Genomic DNA, 25,013 nt, shown 5'->3' with positions numbered 1-25,013 from the left:
CGTAAGGGAGAGAATGAATATGAAAAAACGTTATGCCTTTTTAGCAACAGGACTACTCGGAGCCGGAATTCTTGCCGGTTGCGGTGACAGCAGCGCCAAAGAAGAGAACAAGTCGATCAAGATCGGAGCGACAAGCGGTCCTTACAGCGATATGGTCAAAGAAGCGATCCAGCCCGGTCTTGAAAAGAAAGGATACGACGTTGAAATCGTCGAGTTCGGGGATTATATTCAACCGAACATTGCGCTTGGCAGTGGTGATATCGATGCCAACCTGTTCCAGCATTCGATTTATCTGAAGACGTTTGCGAAGGAAAAGAACCTCGATCTTAAAGGACTGATTACCGTCCCGACGGCACCGATGGGGTTATACAGCAAATCCTACAAGTCGCTTGATGACGTCAAGACGGGAGCGGAAGTCGCGACACCAAACGATCCGACGAACCAGGCCCGGGCACTGAATCTGTTGGCTGAACAAGGTTGGATTGAACTCAAAGCCGACGCGGACCCGTTGACGGTCTCTGAAAAAGATATCGCCAAGAATCCGAAGAAACTTGTCATCAAGCCCCTCGAGGCCGCTCAACTGCCGCGTGCCATTGACAGTGTCGATATCTCTGCCGTTCCGGGAAACTTTGCGTTAGCTGCGAAATTTGATTTACTCGATGCACTGGCACTCGAAAAAATGGATGAGCAGTATCGCAACCTGGTCGCCATCAAAACTTCTAATGCAGATAAACAACTGGCGAAAGACTTAACGGCTGTCGTCAAATCGGATGACTTTAACGCTGTCATCGAAAAGTCCTTTAAAGGCTTCAGTAAACCCGAGTGGGCAAACTGACATAACTCTTTTTGTCTATTAGTTCATCTAAAGATGATATAAAACCCCTGAAACAGCTGCCTCCCCTTACAAAAAGGAGGTGGAACGGTTTCAGGGGTTTTCCATTGAATGATGACGCTTGGAGAAGACAAGGCTTCGTCAATCAAAAGCCCGCTCTCATTTTTAAAGATAGGATTCAAATCTAGATGGTGCGTCATCCATCTACAGATTGATCCACACAAAAGAACCCCAATCCTGCTTTCGCAAAATCGGGGTGATACGAATACTTTCGTTTTAAATGTTGCTTCAAGGTGTCCGGAAATTAATCGTAAAGTACGGTGAATTGTCACGGAAAGCAACACCGGTATCCGCCTGTTTGAAGGTCTTGTTCATGATGTTGTCCCGGTGCCCTTTCGAGTTCATCAAACCCCAGTGTGCCGCAAAGACATTCGGATAGCCCATCGATAAGTTTTCTCCGGCTACCGAGAAGCGGATCCCGTTCTCTTTCATCCGGTCAAACGGATCGCGTCCTTCCGGATCAGTATGGGAAAAGAAATTATTTTTTGCCATGTTCTCACTGTGTGCACGCGTGACCGGTTTTAAAGTACTGTACGGCGTCAGCGCTCCGAGCTTATAATCGGCCCGGTCCCAGTTCATCAGACGCAACATCAACTTCTCGTCCGTTGTCCGCAATGCACTGGACGCCTTGCCATAAAATCCACTTTTCTTCGCTTCGACCTCTTTTGGTATCGCGAGTGTCGCTTTCACTTTGTTGCCGTCGTGCTGGTCAAAGAAGTAGGTCACATACCGGTCCTTTTTTTCATAGACGGCGGCATGATCGAGGTTCAACAAATAATTCGTATTGCCTTTCCGGTACGACTTGACGGCTTTCCAGCCTTTTTTCGCAAGGGTCGATTCCGTGTCTTTATTTAAGACGGCCCCTTGCGTCGTCACACCGTTTTTCGAACGATACTTTCCGTAATCCTTTCCGTCTTTCGTCAACGCCACGAACTCCTCTGTTGCTGTCCGCCTGACTTCCCAGTCATAACCCGGGTATTCACTTGTATATCGATCAATCAGCGTTCCACCGCTTTTCGGGTAATCCGCTTCTGCTTGTTCCATCGGGGTATTTTCATAACTGAAGAAAGCGACCGCTGCTACTCCGAGTACTAACCACTTTTTCATGTACCTTTCGCCTCCTCATGTGTTCCATTACCCTAATTTTAAAAGAAATGCGTCCGTTCGAACAGTCTAAGCTGTCGTTTCAAGTGAAATCACACGATTCCCCGTTCCGCTTCACAGTTTTGACACATCTCAGACTTTTTGTGTAAAAGAGGTCTGACGTCTTTATTCATCGCATTCTCATACCATTATCATACATAAAATAAACTATTCTTTCCCTGTTGTTAAAATGTGTGAACATTCTTTTATTTTTATTCCCTTCAAATGTTGTTGCCGTTCCTGAAAACCCTCGCTATCATTAGAATTCGTAAGGAAAAAATAAGGAAATTTTATATAATATTCACTTCCAAAGGAGTATGCCATGATTCTACTTTATTTTATCTATGAATCGATTACGTTTTTACCGATTCAACAGTATCTGTTTTCCGGATGGCTCATTTTAGTTTTGTTGACTGTCTCATTCAGTCTCGCTAATGCCCATGAAGAAGTCCATATCAGTCAACGATTCGGTTTCGAACTCCTTGTTCCGGGTGTCGGTCATCTGTTACGCAAACAATTTCTTCCCGGTCTTGCCATTATCCTGTTATTGATCATCATTCATTTTACGTACATGTTCCGTGTCATCCCGTTAAACCTCGCGTTACTGCTTACCCTCACGATTAGTCTGCTGTCCTTTTTCTCTCTCTTTATCCGAATACACAAAAAAGCGGACAATTAAGTCCGCTTTTTTTAATACAAACGCTTAGTATTTCGTTGTTTCTTTTAATTTGTAACCATTCGACAGTTCAAGCCAAATCGTTTTCCCTTTTTTCGTTTTCACTTGGATATACGGACGACCTTGAGAAACACGCAGTTCAAGTAAATCTCCTTGTTGATCGGCATGTGTTTCGCTTGCCTTGTCCCATTTACCAGCGAGTTGACGCTCGATGAAGATATGCTTTCCTTTTTGAACAGCACGCCATTTTCCGATTTCCGCTTTTCCGTTGACCGCAACGGCACTTTCCATCCCTTGAATCGAGATGATGGCTGGATCGTGGTCACTCGCGCTGCCGTCCGCTTCCATATAATCCGAGTTGATGTTGACGATATCAGACGATGTATACGGCTTCAGGTTTTTCGAAATCAGGACATGGTCGAGCACCTGAGCGTTTCCGTTATAGACATAAGAGTAACGCTCCGATTTCGGGAGATCATCGACCGTATTCCAAAGGTTGTCCCCTTTTAAGATATCAAGTGTTTTCGAGAACTGGAAGTCATTCAAGTCACCGAGTACGACGACGTTTGAATCTTTGACTTCTGTTTCCAGTTCATTGACGAAGTTTTGGACGATGCCAGCGATTGCGTGACGCTGAACCTCACTCTTACGAACGACCGGCTGGTTTTTACCAAAGTCTGCTCCATCGCCGCCTTTAGAGTTAAAGTGGTTGACGATGACATGATACGATTCGCCTTTGAAGATGAATTCGCCGACGAGCGGTTTCCGTGAGCTGTCAAAGTTTGGATCGTTCGGCTGAATGCGACCCGGGTTGTTCGTCAGCTTACCGTTTTCAACGGCAACAGCTTCTGTCGCTGTTCCTTTTTCACCTGGTGCAAGTGAAACACGAGCCGGGTTGTATAAGAAACCGACACGGATATTTCCGCCCGGTTGTCCGCCGTCTTTTTTATCTTCTGGTGCGATATCCGTATACGCATAACGGACACCTGTTTTCGCTTCGATTGCTGTAATCAATGTCTCAAATGATTTCGATGCATCGACTGTGCCGCTGTCCGTCGCCCCATCGTTATCCTGCATCTCTGTCAAACCAACGATATCCGGTGTTTTCAGGAATGTCGCGATTCCTTCCGAGACACGGTCGACTTTTCCGGCATCCGCCGTTGAAGCAAAGTTTTCCACGTTATACGAAGCAACCGTCAAACGTGAATCGCCTGTTTCAATGTTCGTCGGTTGACGATCGACTTCACTTGTAATCAGCTTCGGTAAGTCCGCTGCTTTCGCTAACACTTTATATGCCGAGTAGTTATAGCTCATGACTCCTTCGATTGTTCCTTCGAAACGGTCCCCTGATTTCGCGCGGTACGAGCTGCTGCCCATCTCGACGAACAGACGCTCCGGATTGGCATTATCCGCTGTCAGAATCGGTGTGCCGCGTTTCGTGTAGACTTTATCCGCTGTTTGCGTCCGTACCGGAATCGTCCGGTTGGCCTGTGGTCCCGTGACGATGGCATTTGGAAGCGCGACACGCATTCCTTCGACACTTTCGTATAAATCGATTGCATCTTCAGCCGGATCAAATTCAGCAAATGAATCGTTATCGATGACTTGCGTCGGAATCAAAACACCGTTTTCGCCAAGGACGATACTTGCCGGCAATCCTGTGTTCAATGCCCCTTTAACGAGATTGACTGTACTGATTTCCGTAACCGCGAGATCCGTGTCGAACTTGTCACTGTATCCGCCAAGCAACCATTCTTTGACATACCCTGTCGTTGCGACGGTCTGGCCGACTGCTGCGCCGTGATTTTTCGCATAGACCAGCACCCCTTCAGAGGTCTTGCTGTTGTTATCCGGATTTGGATCCTGCATGTAGAAGTTATTCGCATCGACGACATAGGTGACGACCCCCGTCGTCCGGACGAGTTGATCCGCATATGGTGACGTGTGGGCGACTCCCTGAATGCTGCTGATTTTCGTGATTGGAGGTGCGATATAGTATTTGAATGTTGAAACAGCCGATGTTTTTCCGTCTTTAACGGCAACCGCTTGAATCGTCATTTCTTCATTAATTGTAATCGGACCAGAGTAGACCGGACTTTCGGCAGTCGGAGTTGATCCGTCAACTGTATAGTGGATCGTACCTTCTGCTGTCAACGTCACTTGATCGCCGCGGTCGACCTCGCCGACCGGTGAAGCCGTCGGTGCGACTAAAATGTCTCCTGCTTCAGCAGCGTGCGTGCCGAGATTGGTTAACGTATCAACCGGGAAACTTGTCCATTGCGACGGTTCGTATGTTTTCGAACCGGCCGTTACGTTTGAGTTTCGAACGAGTGTCGTATCTTTTGCAAAATCAGCACTTGAGCCGACCGGTCCAATGATATCGAGAACGACATCACCTTTTTTCAACGCAACGGGATCATTTCCGTTGAAGTTGAGTGAACCTGTTGTTTGTTGAGCTTTCCCCTTGATGTCTGCGTTTGCACTTGAATTGGCAATGACAAATGTTTTCCCCGGTTCAATCGTGCCCGACAATGTGATTTTCGACTCCGTCGGTCCACCATTCGTGTATTGAACAAGCGTGTAATCTGAAAGATTGATGATTTGACCCGAACCATTATAAATTTCAATCGCTTTATTGTTACTTGAACCCTCTATGTACTCGGACAAGATGACGCCTTCGCCTTCTGCCCCGACCGTAATGCCTGCTTGTGGAAGAATTCCCGCTGTTAATGCTCCGACCAATGCCCACTTCCCAAACGTACTGACGTTCTTCATGATGTTGACCCCCTATGAATTTTCTGACACTTCTTTATATTATCAGATTAATTCATGAATAGTGTATGTTTTATGTAAAAAAAGATGTTAATATTCGTAAAAGAATTAATTGTTAACGCTTACAAAAAATAATCATTCGTCTTTAGGAATCAAATGTTAAGCTTCCTTCATTCATGTTCTGAAAAAATGGCATAAAAAAAACGCCTTTTCAGCGTGTCTGTTTTTAGGTGTCATGAGAATCGAGGATACAGGTGATCAAAACACCTGAAACGACGAAAGCCCTACCTCTCTTTCGTTGTTACGGCTCCTTGGCCGCGCCAGCTGAATCAAGCGTTTTAGCAAGAATCAAGTTACGCGTTGGGTTGCGTATTTACTGGGATTTTTAGAATTTCGCTCGGAATGAGCTGAAAAGTATCGAATGGAAGGTTTATCTTGCTGGGTCAACTTCTTCTAGCTAAACAGAAGAAGGACAAAATAAAAGCGATGACTTATGTCTGACTCATTTGTCAGTAAGGTCTAAAAATCCTGACCTGATTATTAAATTGTGTATTAAGTGATGGATTCTCACATGAGTGATCATCCCCGATTCATGACAAAATTTAATATACCATGTTTTATTTTATAAAGTCAATCTTTTTTTCATCTTCCTATTTTTAAAGGACTGAACGAACCGTTGATTCCCCCTTTCAAAATCGGTATCGTTAGGGAGATGACATTACTATAGAAGAAACGAGGTCAAAAGAGATGGCTACGAATCGATTGATCCATGAAAAGAGTCCTTATTTATTGCAACATGCCGAGAATCCTGTCGACTGGTATCCGTGGGGGGAAGAAGCCTTTTCTGCTGCCCGTGAAGCGAACAAACCGATTTTTCTGTCGATCGGCTATTCGACCTGTCATTGGTGCCATGTCCTGGCTCACGAGAGCTTCGAAGATGAAGAAACCGCCCGTCTGCTCAATGATCGTTTCATCTCGATCAAAGTTGACCGGGAAGAACGTCCGGATATCGATCAGATTTATATGACGGCAGCACAACTGATGAACGGACAAGGCGGTTGGCCGCTCAGTGTCTTTTTATCACCGGATCAGACACCGTTTTATATTGGAACGTATTTTCCGAAGACGCCTCAGTTCAACAGGCCGAGCTTCCGACAGGTTCTTTTGCAGCTCAGCGAACATTATCGGACGGATCCGGACAAAATTAAACGTGTCGGTCAGGAAATCATTCAGGCGTTAACGACGATTACGGACTTCAACTCACAGGATCAATTGGACGAAGCATTGGTCCACGAGACGTTTGATCAGGCGATGCGCCAGTTTGATGTCGAGAATGGCGGGTTTGGTACAGCGCCGAAGTTCCCGTCGCCCTCTTTACTGACTTTCCTCCTCGATTATTACCGGTTCGCAGAAGATGAGACGGCTTTACAGATGGTCATGCGGACAGTAACCGCCATGCGTGACGGAGGCATTACGGATCATGTCGGTTTCGGTCTTTACCGGTATACGGTCGACGAACGTTGGGAAATTCCGCATTTTGAGAAAATGTTGTATGACAATGCCTTATTCGCCACCTTATGCATCGAGACATATCAAGTATCCGGCAGAGAACGGTTCAAACAATACGCAGAAGAGGTTTTCACCTATATCGAACGCGATTTGTCCTCTGCGGACGGTGCCTTTTATTCGGCAGAAGATGCTGACAGTGAAGGGCACGAAGGGCTTTTCTATACGTTCACTTTTGATGAACTCACGGATTTACTCGGCACAGAGGCCGTGTTCCCGTTGCTGTATCAAGCGACGCCTCGAGGCAACTTCGAAGGACGGATCGTTTTCCGGCGGACCGGTCAATCGATTCAACAGCTGGCAATTGATCGGAATTCTTCTATTGAAGGCATCCTGATTCAACTCGAACAGGAGCGGCAAACCTTATTGCAGTTCCGCAATCAACGGACGCGACCGTTCCGTGATGATAAAGTATTGACCTCCTGGAATGCCCTGATGATTTCTGCCTATGCGAAAGCTGGACGTGTTTTTGATGATGTCCGCTATACGCAACGCGCACAACAGGCATTGACGTTCCTTGAAACACATCTGATGGAAGACGACCGTCTACACGTCCGTTACCGTCACGGGGATGTCCAAGGAAATGGTTTTCTCGATGACTACAGTTTTTTGACGGAAGCTTATCTGGAGTTGCACCAAACGACTCAGCAAATCAGCTACCTCAAGCATGCCATCCGATTGACGGAGCGGATGATGAAAGACTTTTCTGACAAGGACGGCAGCTTTTTCTTTACATCAAACGAGGGCGAAACGTTACTGGTGCGACCGAAAGATGTCTACGACGGAGTCAAACCTGCCGGAAACAGTACGGTCGTCTCGAATCTGCTTCGTTTATCCCAGCTGACAGGCCGGACAGATTATCGTGAGCAGGCACAGCGCAACTTCTCGACACTTGCTTCCGAAATCAAATCACAACCGACCGGTTTCGCCAGTCTGCTAAGCGTCTATACCCGGACCCTGATGGAACCAAAAGAATTAATCGTGTTGACGAAATCCTACGGGGATGTCGCCTCCTTTTTGACTCAGCTCCACCAACGGCGCTTACCTGAACTTGCACTTCTCGTCGGTGAAAAAACGGAGCTTCTCGAAATCGCTCCTTTCATTGCTGCATATGATTCTCCCACTCAACAGCCGACCGCCTACCTGTGCCATGATTTCCAGTGCGACCGACCGACGACCAACCTGTCCGAACTCCTTCAAAAAATCATAATATGACTTAATTCCCTTCTGTTTCCTAAAGCAGAAGGGTTTTTTAAAAAACTAAACCCCTTTTTTCAAAAAAATTCTAAATATACTGTAGATAAATGTTTTATTGTCGATAGTAAGTATAGGCAAATTAATTTCACATCTTAGAATTGACATCCTAGAGCCCGATACGTCTTCGGACAAATTCTAACTAGGAGGATACGATCTTTGAACACGACACTATTCACGAAAACCTTGAAGATGCTGGTCAGCTTCATCCTGGTCCTCGGCATATTTGTTTCTTACAGTCCCTCGCTCGAGGCCGCAACGACCAAAGCAACGACCTACCGTCTGTCTGCCGATACTTATCTGTATGACAAGACGACATCTTCACGGAAACGCTTGTTGACGATCAAGACCGGAACTATCGTTTCATCCACGTACGAGTCGGCTTCTGGCTATTTCAGAAGAGTTTCATACGGTGGAAAAACGGGATATGTCGCGTCAAAATATCTAGCAGCATTTGATCAAAAAGAAACGATTAAAGGACAACGGTTCCTCGTTTCGAAAAATACGCCTCTTTACAAATCGGCGTCGGCGACAGCTCCTGTCATCGCTACATTAAATGAACAGGATGCGTACTACAGCTCACAAAAAATCACGAATTCGGTTGGCGAAATCTTTTATCGCGTCAAGTATGACGGCAAGACGGGATATGCCCGTGCCTTGAACGCGAGCCCGATTGCCTATACGAAAATGTCAAAAACCGCGTTAAAGACGACAGACGGCTACATTCTCCGTCAATATGCCGGTACAGCCTATCCGCGGCAGGTTGTCGTTCCAACAGGGACTTCCCTGCAAACAACCGGACGAATCGGTGACTGGTACAATGTCACGTATGCAGGCAAATCAGGTTACATGCACAAAGGTGCGTTTGCCGGCTCTTCTAAACAAGAGGTAACGACGATTCCGGAAACCGCATTCCAAACAAAATCGGCTCTTGTCCTGTACGACGCAACGGACGGAACAAAACGTCCGCTTGTCACGATTCCAAAAGGAGCCATCGTCAAATCGACGGCCCGGTCTGGTCTCTATCATCGCATCACGTATGACGGCAAAACAGGTTATGTCTTGACTGCTGCTTTAAATGAATACACAGCGAAGGTCAAGTTAGCATCGTCACGCTTCCTGTTGTCGAACTCGGTTGAGATCAAAGCCACACCAGTTTCATCCGCTGCGACACTTGCCAGCTTACAGACGGGCAACGTCTACTATACGACACAACTCGTGACGAACCCGCTTGGCGAGCAATGGCATAAGGTCTCAAAAGACGGCAAAACCGGTTATGTCAAAGTCAATCAGGGAAAAACGATCAAGTACTATACGGTCCATGATCTTTCTTTAAAGACAACGACAGCAACGGCTTTACACTCGTACGCCGGACCTTCTTACGGTGTCATCAAAACGATTCCAGGCGGGACGATCATCAAAATCCAGGGACAAATCGGCAACTGGTATAAAGTCTCGTACGATGGAAAATCAGGTTACGCATCAGGTACAACGTTTACGGACTACGTGACGACGCAACCGATTCCAGAAACAGCTATCAAGCTTCAAACAGATGTCGCGATGAAAGCCGCACCGAAAGCAACTGCTGCAACAGTCACGACGCTTAAGACGAATGATATCTATCAAACGAATCAACTTGTCACGAACGGTTCAGCTAAATGGCACCGTGTGACCAAAGACGGTCAGACAGGATACGTCCCGGTCGACCAGGGAACACCCGTCGCCTATACTTCCGAGAATCTGGCGATGAAAGCAACAGAAACAACTTCACTGCGTACATATGCAGGCAATTCATATGCAACTGTCGCAACGATTTCAACGGGTACGAACGTTCAAGTCATCGGAAAAATCCAGGAGTGGTACAAGGTGTCAGCGAACGGGAAAACCGGTTATGTCGCTGCGGATACGATGACCGAATTGATTACGAAAAAGACCCTGCCTGCTTCACGGTTCGTTTTATCGAAGTCGGTCGATGTGAAGAAATCGCATCACTCGACAGCCGATACGTTTACGACGCTGGCGGCAAATGACGTCTACTACACGACACAACTCGTCACGAACGGCCGGTCGGAACAGTGGCACCGGATGACAATCGACGGAAAAACCGGTTACGTTCGCGTCAACCAGGGAACATCGATTGACTACGAGGCATTACCGGCTACAAAGTATAAAACATCAGCTTCAACACCACTCCGGTCGTATGCCGGACCATCTTACGCTCCGGTCACGACCATTCCGAACGGAACAGTCGTCACGGTGACAGGAAAAATCGGCAACTGGATGAAAATCACCTATGCCGGTAAAAGCGGTTATGCAGCTGCTTCCACTTTGACGGAGTTCTCGGACACAACGACGATTGCAGAAGTCCGCTTCTTACTCGACGCTCCGGTCGCTGTCAAAAGTGATGCAAAAGATACGGCAACAACAATCGCCAACTTAAACAAAGGCAATGTCTACTCGACGAAAACCCTTGTCACGACATCTGCCAATGGACAGTGGCATCAAGTCACTGTCAACGGAAAAACCGGTTACATCAAACTCGGTCAACCGACTTCACCCATCGCTTATGAGCCGATTGAAAAATCATTCGTCCGGGCAACCGGTACGACTTCGCTCCGGTCTTACGTCGGGGATGCCTATCAGCTCGTCGTTTCCATTCCGGTGAACACGGTCTTACCGGTCACCGGGAAAATCGGTAGCTGGTATGAAGTTTCTTATGAAGGGAAGACGCTTTATGCGTACAACGGAACGATGGTCATGACATCAGCCAAACTGAACGTCTATAATTCGGTCGCCACTCCGTATACGTTTGACAGCTTCATCAGTGCCCAAATGAAACTGAATCCGCCACCGCAAACTGATTTATATGCTTCGAAACTGATGTATGTCAGTTCGGATTATGTTCGCCTCGGCGGTGCACTTGATCCTGTCAACGGAACGATTGCCACTGTCACGGCAACGACACCGCTGAACATCCGCTCCGGCGCGACGACTGCCAGTCACGTCTATGGTCAGTTCAAACCGAACGTGATGATTAAGGTCTATCAAAACGTCAGCGGCTTCTACACGACCTATCCGCGTGTCTATACATCGACTACACGCTATTCGACGATTTATTGGTTAAATGCGCTGGAAGCAGATGTCCGTAATGCGGCGGATCCGCTGAAAGTGGATCGCCAGTCATCGGCTTACTATCAATTCCTTGATCTATCCAAATCAACAGGTGCTTCAGCCGCGACGCTGAACAATATCCTCGCGACAAAAGGAATCTTCGGGAAATGTACGACAGGCAGCTGCGGCCAAGCTTTCATCGATGCCGGTGCGAAATATTCGGTCAACGAAGCGTACCTGATCTCACATGCATTACTTGAGACAGGGAACGGGACGTCGAAACTTGCGACAGGCGTCATTTGGAACGGACGCACGGTCTACAACATGTACGGAATCGGCGCGTATGACTACGATGCCATCAATACAGGTGCTGCATATGCGTACAGCAAAGGATGGTTCACACCGGAAGCCGCCATCGTCGGTGGTGCTGAATTCATCAGTACGACATACATCCACAATGCTTACGATCAAAACACACTCTACAAAATGCGTTGGAGTCCGATGCGTCCGGGTGTTCACCAGTACGCGACGGATATGGGCTGGGCGGTCAAACAAACAACCCAAATCTACAAGCTGTATGAACAGATGGACAGCTATACGGCCGTCTTTGACATTCCAGTCTTTACGCGTTAAGAAATACAAAAAAATCCAGACACTGAATCTATCGATTCGTGGTCTGGATTTTTTTGTGTGCTTTGACCGCCACCATCTGACGGAAGACGTCTCCTGCATTTACGCGGAAGAGACACCCTGTCAGACTTGATCATCAGCGACGATTTGCAAATCAATGCCCCGGTTTTGGCGCATGATTTGATTGACGATCGAACCGCGCCGGATTTCCTGCCACCGGGTCCGTGCGGATTGACCGAGCACGATTTGTGTGATGCGGTGATGTTTTGCGGCCGCCGTGATGGTCTCCGCAATCGAACGTTCTCCTTGAATCCGAATTAAGACTTCTGCGTCAAACAGGGCACCACTTTCCCGTAACATCGCCAATACTTCTTTTTGAAATGCCGGCAACTGGTTTTCCGGTTTGGGTAGAATCGTCAAGATATAGAGATCCGCTTTCATCCGGCTCGCCATCCGAAATCCACGATAGATCAACTTTCGTGCATTTTCGTTCAACTGGACGCAAACCAAAATTCGTTCCTGTAATAATGTCGGATCTTTTTCAATCAGCAGACGGGCTTGATACACTTGATCGTCGACTTCATCTGCGACTTGCCGGAGCGATAACTCCCGTAAGCTCGCTAAGTTTTGTAAGGAGAAAAAAGAATTCAAGCTTTGTTCAATCTTCTCTTTTTTATAAATTTTTCCGTGCTCCAACCGCTCGCGCAAGGTTTGCGGCGTCACGTCCACGAGTAGAATCTCGTCCGCTTCACCAAGGAACGGATCCGGAATCCGTTCCCGCACTTCGACCCCCGTCACTTCCTTGACTTTAAACAGCAGACTTTCGAAATGTTGGATGTTGACGGCCGAATAGACATTGATACCGGCGTCAAGCAGCGCCGAAACATCTTGATACCGTTTTTTGCGGATGGATCCTGGCGCATTCGTATGCGCCAATTCATCAATCAGGACGATATCCGGTTGCCGGGCGATGATGGCGTCGACGTTCACTTCGAGAAACACCTTGTCCTTGTACATCACTTCCAGTAACGGGACCTGCTCCAAGGAGCCGATCATCGCGGCCGTTTCACGTCGACCGTGTGTTTCAATCAATCCAAGAACGACGTCCCGTCCTTCCTCGATGAGCATTCGGGCGTCGGCGAGCATCTTATACGTCTTTCCGACACCAGGAGCTGAGCCGATGTACAACTTCAGCTTCCCTCGTGTCATGACTGACTCCGATCAAGCGCCAGATTCAACATCAGAACGTTCACATATTGATTATTCCCTGCTTCCTTGTCAATTAATCGTCGAACGGCGTCAGGCGAGAGATCCCGTTCGGTTGCAATACGATTCACTTGTGCCCGTGCATAGTCGAGCGAGATGTGCGGATCGAAGCCAGAGCCGGATGTCACGCGGGCATCGTCCGGAAGCGAACGTCCGTCCTCTTTGAACTGTTCCTGTTGCTCGTTGATCTTCGTAATGAACTCCGGGTTGGATGCTGCTAGGTTATCCCCAGCAGATGCTCCCGCTAATTGATCGACTGCCGATGGACGTCCGTGGAAATACTGCTCTGACGTGAACGGTTGGGCGATCAATTCCGATCCAATGAATTTTCCGTTTTGTTGCAAGAGTGAACCTGCTGCTTTATCGGGTACGAGCAACTGACCAAACAGGGTCAGTAACGCGGGAAAGACGATCCCGCATAACGCTGTGATGAAGACCGTCACACGTATGGCTTGTTTCATTGTCCTTTTTCTCCTTATAGGATGCTTGCGAGCAAGACATCGATGATTTTAATGCCGATGAACGGGACGATGACGCCGCCAAGACCGTAGATCAATAAGTTCCGTCCGAGCAGCTGATCTGCCGTCATTGGTTTATACGAGACACCCTTCATCGCAAGCGGAATCAGCATCGGGATGATGATCGCGTTAAAGATCAGGGCCGACAGGATGGCGGTCGTCGGTGAATCGAGTCGCATGATATTGAGTAACTCCATCTCCGGAATCGCCACCATGAACATCGCCGGAATGATCGCAAAATACTTCGCGACATCATTGGCAATCGAGAATGTCGTCAAGGCACCACGCGTCATCAGTAACTGCTTGCCGATTTCGACGACTTCGATGATCTTCGTCGGATTGGAATCGAGATCAATCATGTTCGCCGCTTCTTTTGCCGCTTGAGTCCCGCTGTTCATCGCAAGACCCACGTCCGCTTGCGCCAATGCCGGTGCGTCATTCGTACCGTCTCCGGTCATTGCGACCAGATGTCCTGCCGACTGCTCCTGTTTGATGACACGGATTTTGTCTTCCGGTGTACATTCGGCGACGAAGTCATCAACACCGGCTTCCCGGGCAATCGTCGCTGCCGTCAACGGATTATCACCGGTACACATGACTGTTTTGATGCCCATCTCACGCAGTCGGTCGAACCGTTCCCGCATTCCCGGTTTCACCGTATCCTTCAGATAAATGACACCTAAGATTGTCTGATCGATGGCGACGACGAGCGGTGTGCCGCCGAGACGGGCAATCTGATCGACCGTCGTTTGAAGGTTATCCGGAATCACACCACCTTGTTCCGTGACCCATTGTTGAATCGCTTGCCCCGCTCCTTTGCGGACGCGTCGTCCATCTGTTAAATCGAGTCCCGACATCCGGGTTTCAGCCCGGAACGGAATGATTTCCGCTCCTTGTAACTTATCCTGATCAATCGGCATGTTTCGCAGTCCGGCCAGTTCGAGGACCGAACGTCCTTCCGGCGTCTCGTCTGCGAGCGAGGAGAGGATTGCGCCTTCAAACGCCGCTTCCTGCGTCACATCACCGACCGGCGTGATATCGGATGCCATCCGGTTCCCGAACGTGATCGTCCCGGTCTTATCAAGAATGATCGTTTGAATGTCCCCCGCTGCTTCAACGGCTTTCCCGCTCATCGCGATGACGTTGAAGCGGGTCACCCGGTCCATCCCGGCAATCCCGATCGCGGATAATAATCCGCCGATCGTCGTCGGAATCAAACAGACGAGCAAGGCAATCAAAATCGGACCGGACAATTCAAAGCCCAGATAATTCGTGAAGACGGGTAACGTCATGACGACCAGTAAAAAAATCAGCGTCAAGCTTGTCAGTAACGTCGACAACGCCAACTCATTCGGCGTTTTTTGACGGCTCGCCCCTTCGACCAAGGCAATCATCTGATCGAGGAACGATTCCCCGGGATTGCTTGTGATCCGGACCTCGATTTCGTCACTGACGACGAGTGTTCCACCGATGACGGACGAGAAATCACCGCCCGCTTCTTTAATGACCGGTGCGGACTCGCCGGTAATGGCAGATTCATCAATCGATGCCAGCCCTTTGATGATTTCCCCGTCCCCCGGCACGTATTCACCGGTCCGGACGAAGACGATGTCCCCTTTACGCAATGTTGCAGACGAGACTTTCTCAATCATCTGACCAACCCGTTTGCGCGCCATGACATCGGCTTTTGATGCCTTCAACGAATCCGCCTGTGCTTTCCCGCGTCCTTCCGCAATCGACTCTGCGAAATTCGCGAACAGCACCGTCAAGAACAGGATGATGCTGACCGCTAGATTGAAACCACGCATCTCATCGATGAAAATCGTATACCCGATTGCCATCAGGCAACCGATCCAAACGACGAACATGATCGGTTGCTTCACCATATGCACCGGATTTAACTTTTTAAAGGCATCGCGTATCGCTTGTTTCGCAATCGATGGATTGACAGCAGATTTGGATTCTCTTTCAGGAATGTTCGGTTCCTGTTCAGTTGGTTGGTGTTTTACTTGTTCCATCATTTCTCATTAGCTCCTGTTCACATCGTCAGCCAATCCGCGACCGGTCCAAGTACGAGCACTGGCAAGAATGTCAGCGCACCGACGAGTACGACCGTACCGAGGAAAACTGTGCCGAAAAGTGGGGTATCTGTTTTAAACGAAAACTCATCTTGCGGAACGGCCGGTTTTGCCTTGAGTGATCCGGCAATCGCCAGCATCAGGATCAGCGGAATGTAGCGACCGAAGAATAAAGCAAACGACGTCGAGATATTCCAGTACACGCTTGCATCACCAAGTCCTTCAAAGCCGGAACCGTTGTTGGCCGTCGCCGAAGTGAACTCATATAAGACTTGGGACAGACCATGGTAGCCGGGATTGGAAATCGCTCCGACACCCGGTGCGACGTACATCGAGACCGCTGTCCCGACGAGAATGAGGAACGGTGGGACGAGCAAGGTGATGGCCATCAGTTTGACTTCAAACGTCTCCAGTTTCTTGCCGAGGAAAGTCGGTGTCCGACCAATCAACAGCCCCGTCAAGAAAACGGCAACGAAAGCATACAACAGGACATTCAAGAAACCGGCACCCGTTCCGCCGTAAACGACGTTCAGCATCATGTTCCCCAGCTGGATCAATCCGGCAAGCGGATGAAGCGAATCATGCATCGCATTGACCGCACCGGTTTCGGCGGCCGTCGTAATCGAACTGTACAATGCTGTCCCAATCTGTCCGAACCGGAGCTCTTGACCGTGTGCGGTCGGATTTGCGAAGAGACTGCCAGCCATCCCGAACGTCATCATGACAAACAAGATTGTCATCACGCCGAGGAACAGGCGGCCTTGCTTGGCCGAGCCGATGATTTTTCCGTAAGCGATTGGAAGCGACATCGGAATCAGCAACATTAAGAACATTTGGATGAAGTTAACGTATTGGTTCGGATTCTCAAACGGATGCGCTCCGTTGGCTCCGAAGAATCCGCCCCCGTTATTCCCGAGCTGTTTGATGACTTCAAACGCAGCGACCGGTCCGCGGTAAATCAACTGCTTCGCCCCTTCGAGCGTCGTGACGCTTACAGCACCACCGAACGTCTGCGGCACACCAAACAGAATCATTGCCAATCCAAACACGAACGAAATCGGCAACAGGATCCGGACGATGAAACGGACGAAGTCAGCATAGAAATTACCGAGTGGTTTGTTTGCGAGTCCACGAATGACTGCCATACAAACGGTGAACGCCATCGTTGGTGCGACGAACAGCATCGTCCCGAGCACAAACGTCTGTGACAGATACGATAATGCTTCACCCGAATAATGTTGCTGGTCCGTATTCGTCATGAAGCTGATCGTCGTATGCAAGGCGGTCGACCAGTCCAGATTGACAGCTTCGTTTGGATTCAAGGGCAAGCTTCCTTGGAAACGCAGTAGCAGGTATCCTCCGACAAAAAATAACAAGTTGACGAGCAACAGACTTTTCGAATACCCGACCCACGACTGGTCTTGTTTTCGTTCATCGACACCAAGAACAAGTAAAAATCGTCGTTCGACTTTGCCGAATGAATCTATTTTCCGGTCTCCGACAGGTGCAAAGTAGGTTCCGATGTAACGACCGAGCAAAACGGCTGCCCCGAGTGCGATGACGAGTAAAATCCAAAATTGGATTAAAAATTGAGTCCACATGATTTGTTTCTCCTATGCGATTAGAATTTTTCTGGATAGATCAAACAATAACTCAGATACAAAAAGACAACACAACCGGTAGCCAGCAAAAACCAGGTCATTTCCGGTCACCCGCCCGCCATTGAATCCGTTCAATCAAACCAATCATCAAAAACGAGCTTCCGAAAAACAATGCGAATAACAAAACACTCCAAAGATCTCCCATGTTGAAAATACCTCCATATTATTCAATATTTTTACAATTAAACACGACAAAAAGACGATGTGAGGCAGTAACGGCCCCAGCATCGCCTAAAAAAATTGGCATCACTGAATAAGAGTCGTTCCCTCCTAAAACGCCTGCGAGGTTAGCTGTCGGATTCGGGCATACCTAGGATTTCGCCCTACTTCTCTTACCTGAGAAGATTCACCCCGTGTCACGTGTCGTGACGGTTGGGTCCCCCGCTTCAATCATGAATTCGGCGTACTTTGAGATCGAAGCATTAACATGTTAGTGTTCGTTGATGAGATGGATGTTACTCCGATTATTCAAGCTTGTAAATAGAATTTCTAAAAAAAATATAGTCAGACTTTTTGATGACTTATTTTATAAAAATAGTGTTTTTATGACCTATGCTATAGAAGGAAAAAAAACGCAGGAACCGGTTCCTTCATCTGAATGGAAACACTCCTTCAGCAGGAAATCGGACTGCGGTTTTTTTGAATCAACACCGGTTATGATTGCTCATTCAGTTTGGCCTGGACCGTCAAAGGAGCTAGCATCGTCACCCACAGGGCAACCACTCCAGAAACAAGAATCACAATATCGCGCTCGAATCCGAGTGTCAGCAGTGTAATCATACTTGCAACCAAGACGAGACAAAGCGTCGCGATCATGACAAAACGCGATTGTTTCAACATCTTTCTCATGTGGCATCTCTCCTTTCTTTCCAAAGTCTTTTGTATTTTATCAAAAATCGACACGATTCAGGGCAACTGACACCGGATTGTGAAGGGATTGTCATCTGATGAACGTTTTTCAGGCGAAAGCCGGAGGCATTTGCTACACTGGGTTTAAGACCATAAGGGGGAATTTTTATGTTACAGGAACAGACATTTCAACGGATCGATGGTACGGACGCAACATTAAAAGATTATCCGGGACAGGCTTGGCTGATTGTCAACACAGCGAGTAAATGCGGTTTGACGCCACAATTCGAAGGACTGGAACAACTTCATCAGGACTATCGGAAACAAGGACTCGTCGTCCTCGGATTCCCCTGTAATCAGTTCGCCGGACAGGATCCGGGAACGGACGAAGAAATCCAAAGTTTTTGCCAAATGAACTACGGCGTGACGTTCCCTGTCTTCTCAAAAATCGAAGTCAACGGGGAAGGTACACATCCGTTGTTCGCAGAACTGAAGGCACTTGCGCCAAACACGACAGGCGAGCAGGATGTCGAATGGAACTTCACGAAATTTTTAGTGACGCGCGACGGGGAAGTGACACGGTTTGCACCAAAAACCAATCCGACAGATCTTGTCGCAGCCATCGAACGGATCGTCGTTCCCGTTTAAGATTGCTTCGTAGGAAGCACATCTTTCCATCAGACAAGAGGTTCTCCGAATCAAAAGTCAGTCTAATAAAAGAATCACTCGCCTTCACGCGACTCCTACAGGAAAAAGCGCAAGCTGGCTTGCGCTGTCAGAGACAAACAAGACCCGGTTTCCTGCCTGAAGGAGGCAGGGAAACTGGCTTGTGTCTCGCCTGAGGAAAGGGCGTGAAAGAATGAGTGAATCCTTTTCAAGTCAGCCTCTTGCCTATCGTCAGAAAGGCACCTTATTTTAACCCGACTCCTCAGACTGAAGACAAAGTAGTGGTTTTTCTCTTAATTGAGAAGAACCACTTTTTGTTTGCTTCGAATCGTTTCCTGAGAAGCAGATTTAACATCCGTCCCCCTGTTTTCTTTTTGCTGATACAAAACAATTTACGGTGTTCCCGGCTCCAAGTGCCCTTTGATCATTTCTTCCGCCAATACTTTCACGTCCTCGACATCCCGCATTTCCGTAAACGGATGTCCCCACACATCCAGCCATTCGATTTCTTCAATCGGCTGGGTCCGGAAACGTTTTCCGGTCGCTTCAAACGATCCGGCAGCCGTCGATTCGAAGGCGGCATACTTTAGCAACCATGGTTTATCGAGCAACAGTTTTATCGTCTGTTTCGGATTTTTGAACATGACGTCTCCGACCAGGACGACCGGATCAAATCGTTCATGGAGCGGATGCGTGTATTGAACGGACACAATCAGCGCATGATTCGAGACTTTTTCATTTTGACGTGTGTAAGACCGGGTCAAAAAATGCGGGACAAGCGATTCGGCGCTGTCTTTCGTCTGATGAATGCTGATGCCATGTTCCGTTTGGACGACATCCGGCAAAATCGGTTCGTACCCCCGATTGGCGAGCTGTTGATCGAGCTCCTTGAATAACAATAATGTATGTTCGACGAGTGCCCGGACTTGTCGAAATGACAGTTGAATCGACTGATTGATCATGGTGGTGACCTGCCTTCCAATTGATAGAGTAGTATAGTTTCTTTTACCCTAAGCGCTAGCGCTTCATTCCTTTTCCAGTCAACCATTTCCCTAAATTAGAAAAGTCATTTCAGATTCAAACGCTGGACGATTTGTTCTGCCCGGCGCGCCAACCGTTGTTTCGTGACGAACGGGTCGAGTGTCTTTCCTTCACCCGGATCATGAATCGCTTCGCAGATCCACGCCTGTTCCAGCCGTTCCGTGACTTCTCCTGCCAGGATGATACAAGGAACACCTGCACGATCAGCTAATGCGCTGACTTGTGAAGGAAGCTTTCCCATCGCGGTTTGGCGATCGACCCGTCCTTCCCCTGTCCAGACATAATTGGCTCGTTCGATTCGTCCCTGCGCATGGATCATCCGGAGGACAAACGATGCTCCGGATTCGATTGAAGCGCCGAGCGCATATGCCGCTCCACCAAGTCCTCCGGCAGCCCCTGCTCCTTTGATATGTTCGATGTGAAGTTGGTTTCCAATCTCTTTTAACCGGTCATCGAGTAAATTGATGTCGGAAGCGGTCAGTCCTTTTTGAGGTCCGAAGACGTAAGCGGCTCCTTGTTCGCCGGCATACGAAGCCGTAACGTCGGCCAAGACGTGTAAGAAACCGGACCTTGCCGGCAAACGGATTTGTTTTGTTTCCATCAACGGATTCGTTTGCCACGGAATCGGCGCACCGGTTTGTGTCATCAAGTCAGTCCCCAGTTCCGCCAAAAAACCAAGTCCGCCATCGGTCGTCGCCGTACCGCCCAAGGCAAGAAAGACATCCGATACACCAGTCGCCAAAATCTGCCGGACGAGACGCCCGACTCCTCGTGTGTGTAACGAAAACGCATCATCCTCCAGACGTTTCAAGTGCAAGCCACAGATTGTCGACACCTCAATCACGGCAATCCGGTCTTTTTGAGCATAGGATACTTCAATCGGACGACCGGCTAAATCGATTGTCGGAGCAACGATTTTCTCAAATCCATTGGCGGATAACACGTCAATCGTCCCTTCTCCGCCGTCCGCGACAGGACTCCAATCAATCGTCGCGTCAGGATCGGCCTGTAAAATACCCCGTTCGATGGCACGTGCTGCATCCGACGAGCTGATGCAGCCTTTGAAGCTGTCGATACAGATGAAATGATGCATCTTGATTGCCTCCCCTAACTTGTCTCTATTTTGATCATCCAAAAAAAAGAAAATATGATATGATAATTGTCATGCACACGACGCGTTCTGTTTGTTTTCTCGTCGAAAACAGACGATTTTTTATGAGGAGGTTCTACCCCGTGAGTCTTTCCAAGACATTATTACGGATGGCACGATTCGGAAAAACGATTTTGCCAGCACCGAAAAAAAACAATCCAAAACGATCGAAGTTCAAACAATTCCTGCAACTGGATTCCACATTCCAAGAACAGACCCTTTCAGGAAAGCTTTCTGATACTACAGTAACGGTCGAAGCCTTACTCGTTCGCGATCGTCTTTTAAACGAAGTCATTACCTTACCTAACACGCACAGCTCAGGAGGACATCAGTTTTCCTTTTCGTTGACGCATGACATACTTCCTGCCCTCGTCAATCGTGTCCTCGAAAATCAGGAACTGACCGAGCAGGAACAGCCGTTGCTTTCGGAAGATGCTGAAGACACGTTAGAAAGCTTAGAGACCGATGCTTCAGACGACACGACGGAAGCGGAAACAGCGTTGCCTTCCGGACGTTTTTCACTTTGGCTCAAGTTCTCGAAAAGCGTCACTGATTTCCAACCTGCGACGCTCGAAAAATGGGAAGCAAACGGCTTACCTAGTCGCGCCACACTGACTGAGGATCGCTTTACACGGGAAATCATTCTCGGACGGTTCTCGGAAACCCGGATTGCCGTGCCTTTAAAACCACTGCTTGATCCTGATTTCCAACATATTGCCCATCTGTACACGGATTTAAAAGGCAATCTTCGCCTCTTGTTAAATAAGGAACCCAAGGTTAAACCGAAGATGCAAATTGATGCGATTGATTCTCCCGTCACCGATCAAACGGAAATCAAAGGGAAAATCTTTACCCGGCATGCTTTTATCCGAAAAGGAACGTTACAACTCGTACACCGCGAGACGGGTGAGCAAATTCCGGTCCCGATTGATTGGGTATACGATAATGCCCGGAGTGCCGAAAAATTTGGTCTCTACCGGTATACGTACCGCACAGTCATCGATTGGACACGTCTGCATCAGGAACATGCACTGTTACAAGAAGGCATTTATGATGCTTTCGTCGCTCTGGACTATTACCATCGTTCCGCTCCTACGTTGCTTCGTCTTGGTCGGGCACGTTACATCACCCGTCAATTGACACCCGAAACACGGGGTCAAGGAGACGCGACGACAATGCATATCATCCCGTACTTTACGGTCGGACATCGGAATCTGTCATTTGAAATGACGGAATTTACGAATGACAACTATGCTTATTTGAATCATATGATGAAGTTTGCTCCGCTCTATCGCCTGTTTGCCGAAAAGAATACATGGCTCGTCGGCGAACGTCCTTACAAAGCACAAGACAACGGTTATCATTTCTTTAAATACATGCGCGAGACGTATCCCGATCGTCCTGTCTATTACGTGATTGATCCTGAGTCCAATGAATATTCGCAAGTCGAACAGCTAGGACATGCGTTACCGTTTAAATCAAAGGAACATATTTATCATTCACTGATGGCGAAAAAAGTCATCGGGACGCATCATGCTGAATATCTTTATCCACTCCGGTCGGAAGCCTTCAAACGTAAGATGAAAGCGGATCGTGTCTTTATCCAGCACGGTGTCCTTGGGACGAAAAACATGGACGACCAGTACGGCAAATTCGCACCGGCGTTCGACACGGATTTATTCCTTGTCAGTTCCGAACGGGAAAAACGTCTTGTGACTCAGGACATGGGGTATCCGGAACGGGAAGTCCGGATTACCGGTCTGTCCCGCTTCGATGCTTTGCTTGCAAAAGATGTCGAAGTCAAACGACAAATGTTGATCATCCCGACATGGCGTTCTTGGTTACAGACACCGCTTCAATTCTTTGAATCTGAGTATTATCAACAATATCAGACGTTGCTGACAAGTGAACGATTACACCGATTCGCGGACGAACATCAGCTCGAAATCGTCTTTTGCCTGCATCCGAACATGCAACAATATACGAGTCACTTCGAAGACTTGCCGATTACGGTCATCCATCAAGGTGAACGGGACGTACAAGGATTAATGAAGGAAAGTCTGCTCCTTGTGACCGATTATTCGAGTGTCGCGTTCGACTTTAGTTTCTTGAATCGTCCGGTTCACTATTTCCAATTTGACCCGGTCCGCTTCATTGGACCAAAGGGTTCTTATCTGGATCTGGAACAGGAATTACCGGGACCGATTTCATCGACACTCGATGAGTTGTTTAATGAGCTCGACGCGACGGCTGCCCGGTCGTTCGCGATGGCGCCGGAATATCAGGCACGTGCTGCAGCCTTCTTGCAACCGGTCGAGTCTTCGTATTCGGAGAAAATTCTTCAAACAATCGTCAATTTTAAGAAGCAACGGAATTGGATCGAACAAATCCAAACGGCGGAAGCCGCCAATATTCTCTTCCGTCTGTATCGCCGTAGCCGGTTCTACTTCCCGTCAATGAAGCTAGCCTATCGGTTCATGCAAAAATTGCCGGTCGACCCGAAACTTGTCGTATTTGAAAGTGGACTCGGTAAACAGTATTCCGATAGCCCGCGTTATATCTATGAAGAATTAAAACGACGTAATCTCGATTATAAAGTCGTCTGGGTCTACAATAAGCGTCTGTATCTCGGGGATCCGAATGCCAAAGTCATTAAACGTCTGTCACCGGCGTACTTCTATTACCTGGCGACGGCGAAGTTCTGGGTCAACAACCAGAACTTCCCGCATTACTTCACACGCCGGAAAGAGACGACCTATATTCAGACGTGGCACGGCACACCGCTCAAGAAGATGTTGTTCGATTTGGACGAGATTCACGGACGGGATGAAGGGTATGTCAACCGGGTGACGAACTCGATCTATCAGTGGAGCGTCTTATTGTCTCCGAGTGCTTATGCCTCGACGATCTTCAAGAGTGCTTTCCGGTATGATGGACCGATTTTTGAATCCGGTTATCCGCGGAATGACTTGTTCTTCTCGAACAATCAACCGAAAACCATCGAGTCGATCCGGACGAAGCTCCAATTGTCGGATGATAAGAAAGTCATTTTGTATGCGCCGACTTTCCGCGATCATCAGTCGCTCGGCAACGGAAAGTTCTTCTTTGACTATCCGTTTGATTTCGACCGTGTCGCGGAAGCGCTCGGTGATGAATATGTCTTCTTGATCCGGACACATGTCCTTGTGACGAAGAAACCGCGAATTCCGGCCGAACACCGGGAACGTTTCATCGATGTCACGAGTTATCCCGATATTCAGGAACTCTACTTGATCACGGATTTATTGATTACCGACTATTCGTCCGTCTTCTTTGATTTCGCAAATATGAACCGTCCGATGTTCTTTTATGCGTATGATCTTGATTTATACCGTGATACATTACGCGGTTTCTATCTTGATTACTACAAAGACTTACCGGGACCGATTCTCGAGACCGAAGATGCCTTTATCGCGGCCTTGGCGAACATCCCGCAATTGACGAAAGACTACCAGTCACGACTCGACGCCTTCCGGGAAGCCTATTGTGCGATGGAAGATGGCTTGGCGGCTTCACGTGTCGTCGACAGCTATTTTGCGAAAGACACACTCGAGTTAACCGAGCAATCAGACGGCAGTTATTCCGTCTAAAAACGTGTTTGTTTCACATGAACAAGGATTCTTTCCACACCCGTGGAGAGAATCTTTTTTTCTGTTCAGCCGAACAACCACTGACTCCAGCCAATCGCTTTTTGATTTGAT

The 25,013-nt window shown here is 48.2% G+C and carries 15 protein-coding genes and 1 riboswitch; of the genes, 6 read left to right on the top strand and 9 right to left on the bottom strand.

From position 1 onward, the window contains the following. Nucleotides 1-19: 19 nt before the first annotated feature. Nucleotides 20-835 carry a MetQ/NlpA family ABC transporter substrate-binding protein gene (locus DVG79_RS00360; RefSeq protein ID WP_114595001.1) on the top strand — a complete coding sequence of 272 codons (816 nt, stop codon included), beginning with the start codon at nucleotides 20-22 and terminating at the stop codon, nucleotides 833-835. Nucleotides 836-1,120: 285 nt separating this feature from the next. Here DVG79_RS00360 and DVG79_RS00355 read toward each other — a convergent pair whose 3' ends face one another. Then, nucleotides 1,121-1,999: a CAP domain-containing protein gene (locus DVG79_RS00355; protein WP_114595000.1), complete on the bottom strand. Its 879-nt coding sequence runs from the start codon at nucleotides 1,997-1,999 to the stop codon at nucleotides 1,121-1,123. A 358-nt stretch (nucleotides 2,000-2,357) separates the two neighbouring features. Between DVG79_RS00355 and DVG79_RS00350 the strand changes: the two genes are divergently transcribed. After that, entirely contained in the window at nucleotides 2,358-2,714 is a 357-nt protein-coding gene (locus DVG79_RS00350) for a hypothetical protein (protein ID WP_012371409.1), read from the top strand. 24 nt (nucleotides 2,715-2,738) lie between these two features. Here DVG79_RS00350 and DVG79_RS00345 read toward each other — a convergent pair whose 3' ends face one another. Continuing rightward, nucleotides 2,739-5,486 carry a chitobiase/beta-hexosaminidase C-terminal domain-containing protein gene (locus tag DVG79_RS00345; RefSeq protein WP_114594999.1) on the bottom strand — a complete coding sequence of 916 codons (2,748 nt, stop codon included), beginning with the start codon at nucleotides 5,484-5,486 and terminating at the stop codon, nucleotides 2,739-2,741. A 744-nt stretch (nucleotides 5,487-6,230) separates the two neighbouring features. On the opposite strand from DVG79_RS00345, the gene DVG79_RS00340 reads away from it, so the two are divergent. Continuing rightward, nucleotides 6,231-8,264 (top strand): thioredoxin domain-containing protein, encoded by a 2,034-nt coding sequence (locus DVG79_RS00340; RefSeq protein ID WP_114594998.1) that lies wholly within the window; start codon nucleotides 6,231-6,233, stop codon nucleotides 8,262-8,264. Between the two features lie 198 nt (nucleotides 8,265-8,462). Continuing rightward, nucleotides 8,463-12,047, top strand: a complete 3,585-nt coding sequence (locus DVG79_RS00335; RefSeq protein ID WP_114594997.1) for an SH3 domain-containing protein — start codon at nucleotides 8,463-8,465, stop codon at nucleotides 12,045-12,047. A 120-nt stretch (nucleotides 12,048-12,167) separates the two neighbouring features. Here the strand turns inward: DVG79_RS00335 and DVG79_RS00330 are convergent, their stop codons facing one another. The 5 genes from DVG79_RS00330 to DVG79_RS00305 all read right to left on the bottom strand — a co-directional run bounded on the left by DVG79_RS00330 (nucleotide 12,168) and on the right by DVG79_RS00305 (nucleotide 18,416). After that, on the bottom strand, nucleotides 12,168-13,253 hold the full coding sequence (locus DVG79_RS00330; RefSeq protein WP_114594996.1) for a universal stress protein: 1,086 nt from the start codon (nucleotides 13,251-13,253) through the stop codon (nucleotides 12,168-12,170). Then, entirely contained in the window at nucleotides 13,250-13,771 is a 522-nt protein-coding gene (locus DVG79_RS00325) for a potassium-transporting ATPase subunit C (protein WP_114594995.1), read from the bottom strand. The genes DVG79_RS00330 and DVG79_RS00325 overlap by 4 nt, the downstream gene beginning before the upstream one ends. A gap of 14 nt (nucleotides 13,772-13,785) precedes the next feature. After that, entirely contained in the window at nucleotides 13,786-15,849 is a 2,064-nt protein-coding gene (gene kdpB, locus DVG79_RS00320) for a potassium-transporting ATPase subunit KdpB (protein ID WP_114594994.1), read from the bottom strand. A gap of 17 nt (nucleotides 15,850-15,866) precedes the next feature. Next, entirely contained in the window at nucleotides 15,867-17,507 is a 1,641-nt protein-coding gene (kdpA, locus tag DVG79_RS00315; RefSeq protein WP_114594993.1) for a potassium-transporting ATPase subunit KdpA, read from the bottom strand. A 321-nt stretch (nucleotides 17,508-17,828) separates the two neighbouring features. Next, nucleotides 17,829-17,981: riboswitch (cyclic di-AMP (ydaO/yuaA leader) on the bottom strand. A 240-nt stretch (nucleotides 17,982-18,221) separates the two neighbouring features. Next, nucleotides 18,222-18,416 (bottom strand): hypothetical protein, encoded by a 195-nt coding sequence (locus DVG79_RS00305; RefSeq protein WP_114594991.1) that lies wholly within the window; start codon nucleotides 18,414-18,416, stop codon nucleotides 18,222-18,224. Between the two features lie 168 nt (nucleotides 18,417-18,584). Here DVG79_RS00305 and DVG79_RS00300 point away from each other — a divergent pair, with 168 nt between their 5' ends. Beyond that, on the top strand, nucleotides 18,585-19,064 hold the full coding sequence (locus tag DVG79_RS00300; RefSeq protein ID WP_114594990.1) for a glutathione peroxidase: 480 nt from the start codon (nucleotides 18,585-18,587) through the stop codon (nucleotides 19,062-19,064). A gap of 410 nt (nucleotides 19,065-19,474) precedes the next feature. On the opposite strand, the gene DVG79_RS00295 is transcribed toward DVG79_RS00300, so the two are convergent. Together DVG79_RS00295 and DVG79_RS00290 are read right to left on the bottom strand one after the other, a co-directional pair. Further along, the gene (locus DVG79_RS00295; RefSeq protein WP_114594989.1) at nucleotides 19,475-20,044 is read right to left on the bottom strand and encodes a hypothetical protein; all 570 of its coding nucleotides are present in this window, start codon (nucleotides 20,042-20,044) and stop codon (nucleotides 19,475-19,477) included. A 104-nt stretch (nucleotides 20,045-20,148) separates the two neighbouring features. Beyond that, nucleotides 20,149-21,216 carry a glycerate kinase family protein gene (locus DVG79_RS00290; RefSeq protein ID WP_114594988.1) on the bottom strand — a complete coding sequence of 356 codons (1,068 nt, stop codon included), beginning with the start codon at nucleotides 21,214-21,216 and terminating at the stop codon, nucleotides 20,149-20,151. A gap of 140 nt (nucleotides 21,217-21,356) precedes the next feature. Here DVG79_RS00290 and DVG79_RS00285 point away from each other — a divergent pair, with 140 nt between their 5' ends. Further along, entirely contained in the window at nucleotides 21,357-24,902 is a 3,546-nt protein-coding gene (locus DVG79_RS00285; RefSeq protein WP_114594987.1) for a CDP-glycerol glycerophosphotransferase family protein, read from the top strand. Nucleotides 24,903-25,013: the final 111 nt, after the last annotated feature.

Origin of the sequence: Exiguobacterium sp. RIT594, assembly GCF_003339585.1 — a bacterium.
In the GTDB taxonomy this organism is placed as follows: Bacteria; Bacillota; Bacilli; order Exiguobacteriales; family Exiguobacteriaceae; genus Exiguobacterium_A.
This window is presented reverse-complemented; position numbering and strand designations above follow the sequence as displayed.

Coding starts and splice junctions, on each gene's coding strand:
- DVG79_RS00300 (WP_114594990.1), top strand. CDS start 18,585: ATGTTACAGGAACAGACATTTCAACGGATCGATGGTACGGACGCAACA.
- DVG79_RS00330 (WP_114594996.1), bottom strand. CDS start 13,253: ATGACACGAGGGAAGCTGAAGTTGTACATCGGCTCAGCTCCTGGTGTC.
- DVG79_RS00290 (WP_114594988.1), bottom strand. CDS start 21,216: ATGCATCATTTCATCTGTATCGACAGCTTCAAAGGCTGCATCAGCTCG.
- DVG79_RS00305 (WP_114594991.1), bottom strand. CDS start 18,416: ATGAGAAAGATGTTGAAACAATCGCGTTTTGTCATGATCGCGACGCTT.
- DVG79_RS00325 (WP_114594995.1), bottom strand. CDS start 13,771: ATGAAACAAGCCATACGTGTGACGGTCTTCATCACAGCGTTATGCGGG.
- DVG79_RS00350 (WP_012371409.1), top strand. CDS start 2,358: ATGATTCTACTTTATTTTATCTATGAATCGATTACGTTTTTACCGATT.
- DVG79_RS00355 (WP_114595000.1), bottom strand. CDS start 1,999: ATGAAAAAGTGGTTAGTACTCGGAGTAGCAGCGGTCGCTTTCTTCAGT.
- DVG79_RS00295 (WP_114594989.1), bottom strand. CDS start 20,044: ATGATCAATCAGTCGATTCAACTGTCATTTCGACAAGTCCGGGCACTC.
- kdpB (WP_114594994.1), bottom strand. CDS start 15,849: ATGATGGAACAAGTAAAACACCAACCAACTGAACAGGAACCGAACATT.
- DVG79_RS00345 (WP_114594999.1), bottom strand. CDS start 5,486: ATGAAGAACGTCAGTACGTTTGGGAAGTGGGCATTGGTCGGAGCATTA.
- DVG79_RS00340 (WP_114594998.1), top strand. CDS start 6,231: ATGGCTACGAATCGATTGATCCATGAAAAGAGTCCTTATTTATTGCAA.
- DVG79_RS00360 (WP_114595001.1), top strand. CDS start 20: ATGAAAAAACGTTATGCCTTTTTAGCAACAGGACTACTCGGAGCCGGA.
- kdpA (WP_114594993.1), bottom strand. CDS start 17,507: ATGTGGACTCAATTTTTAATCCAATTTTGGATTTTACTCGTCATCGCA.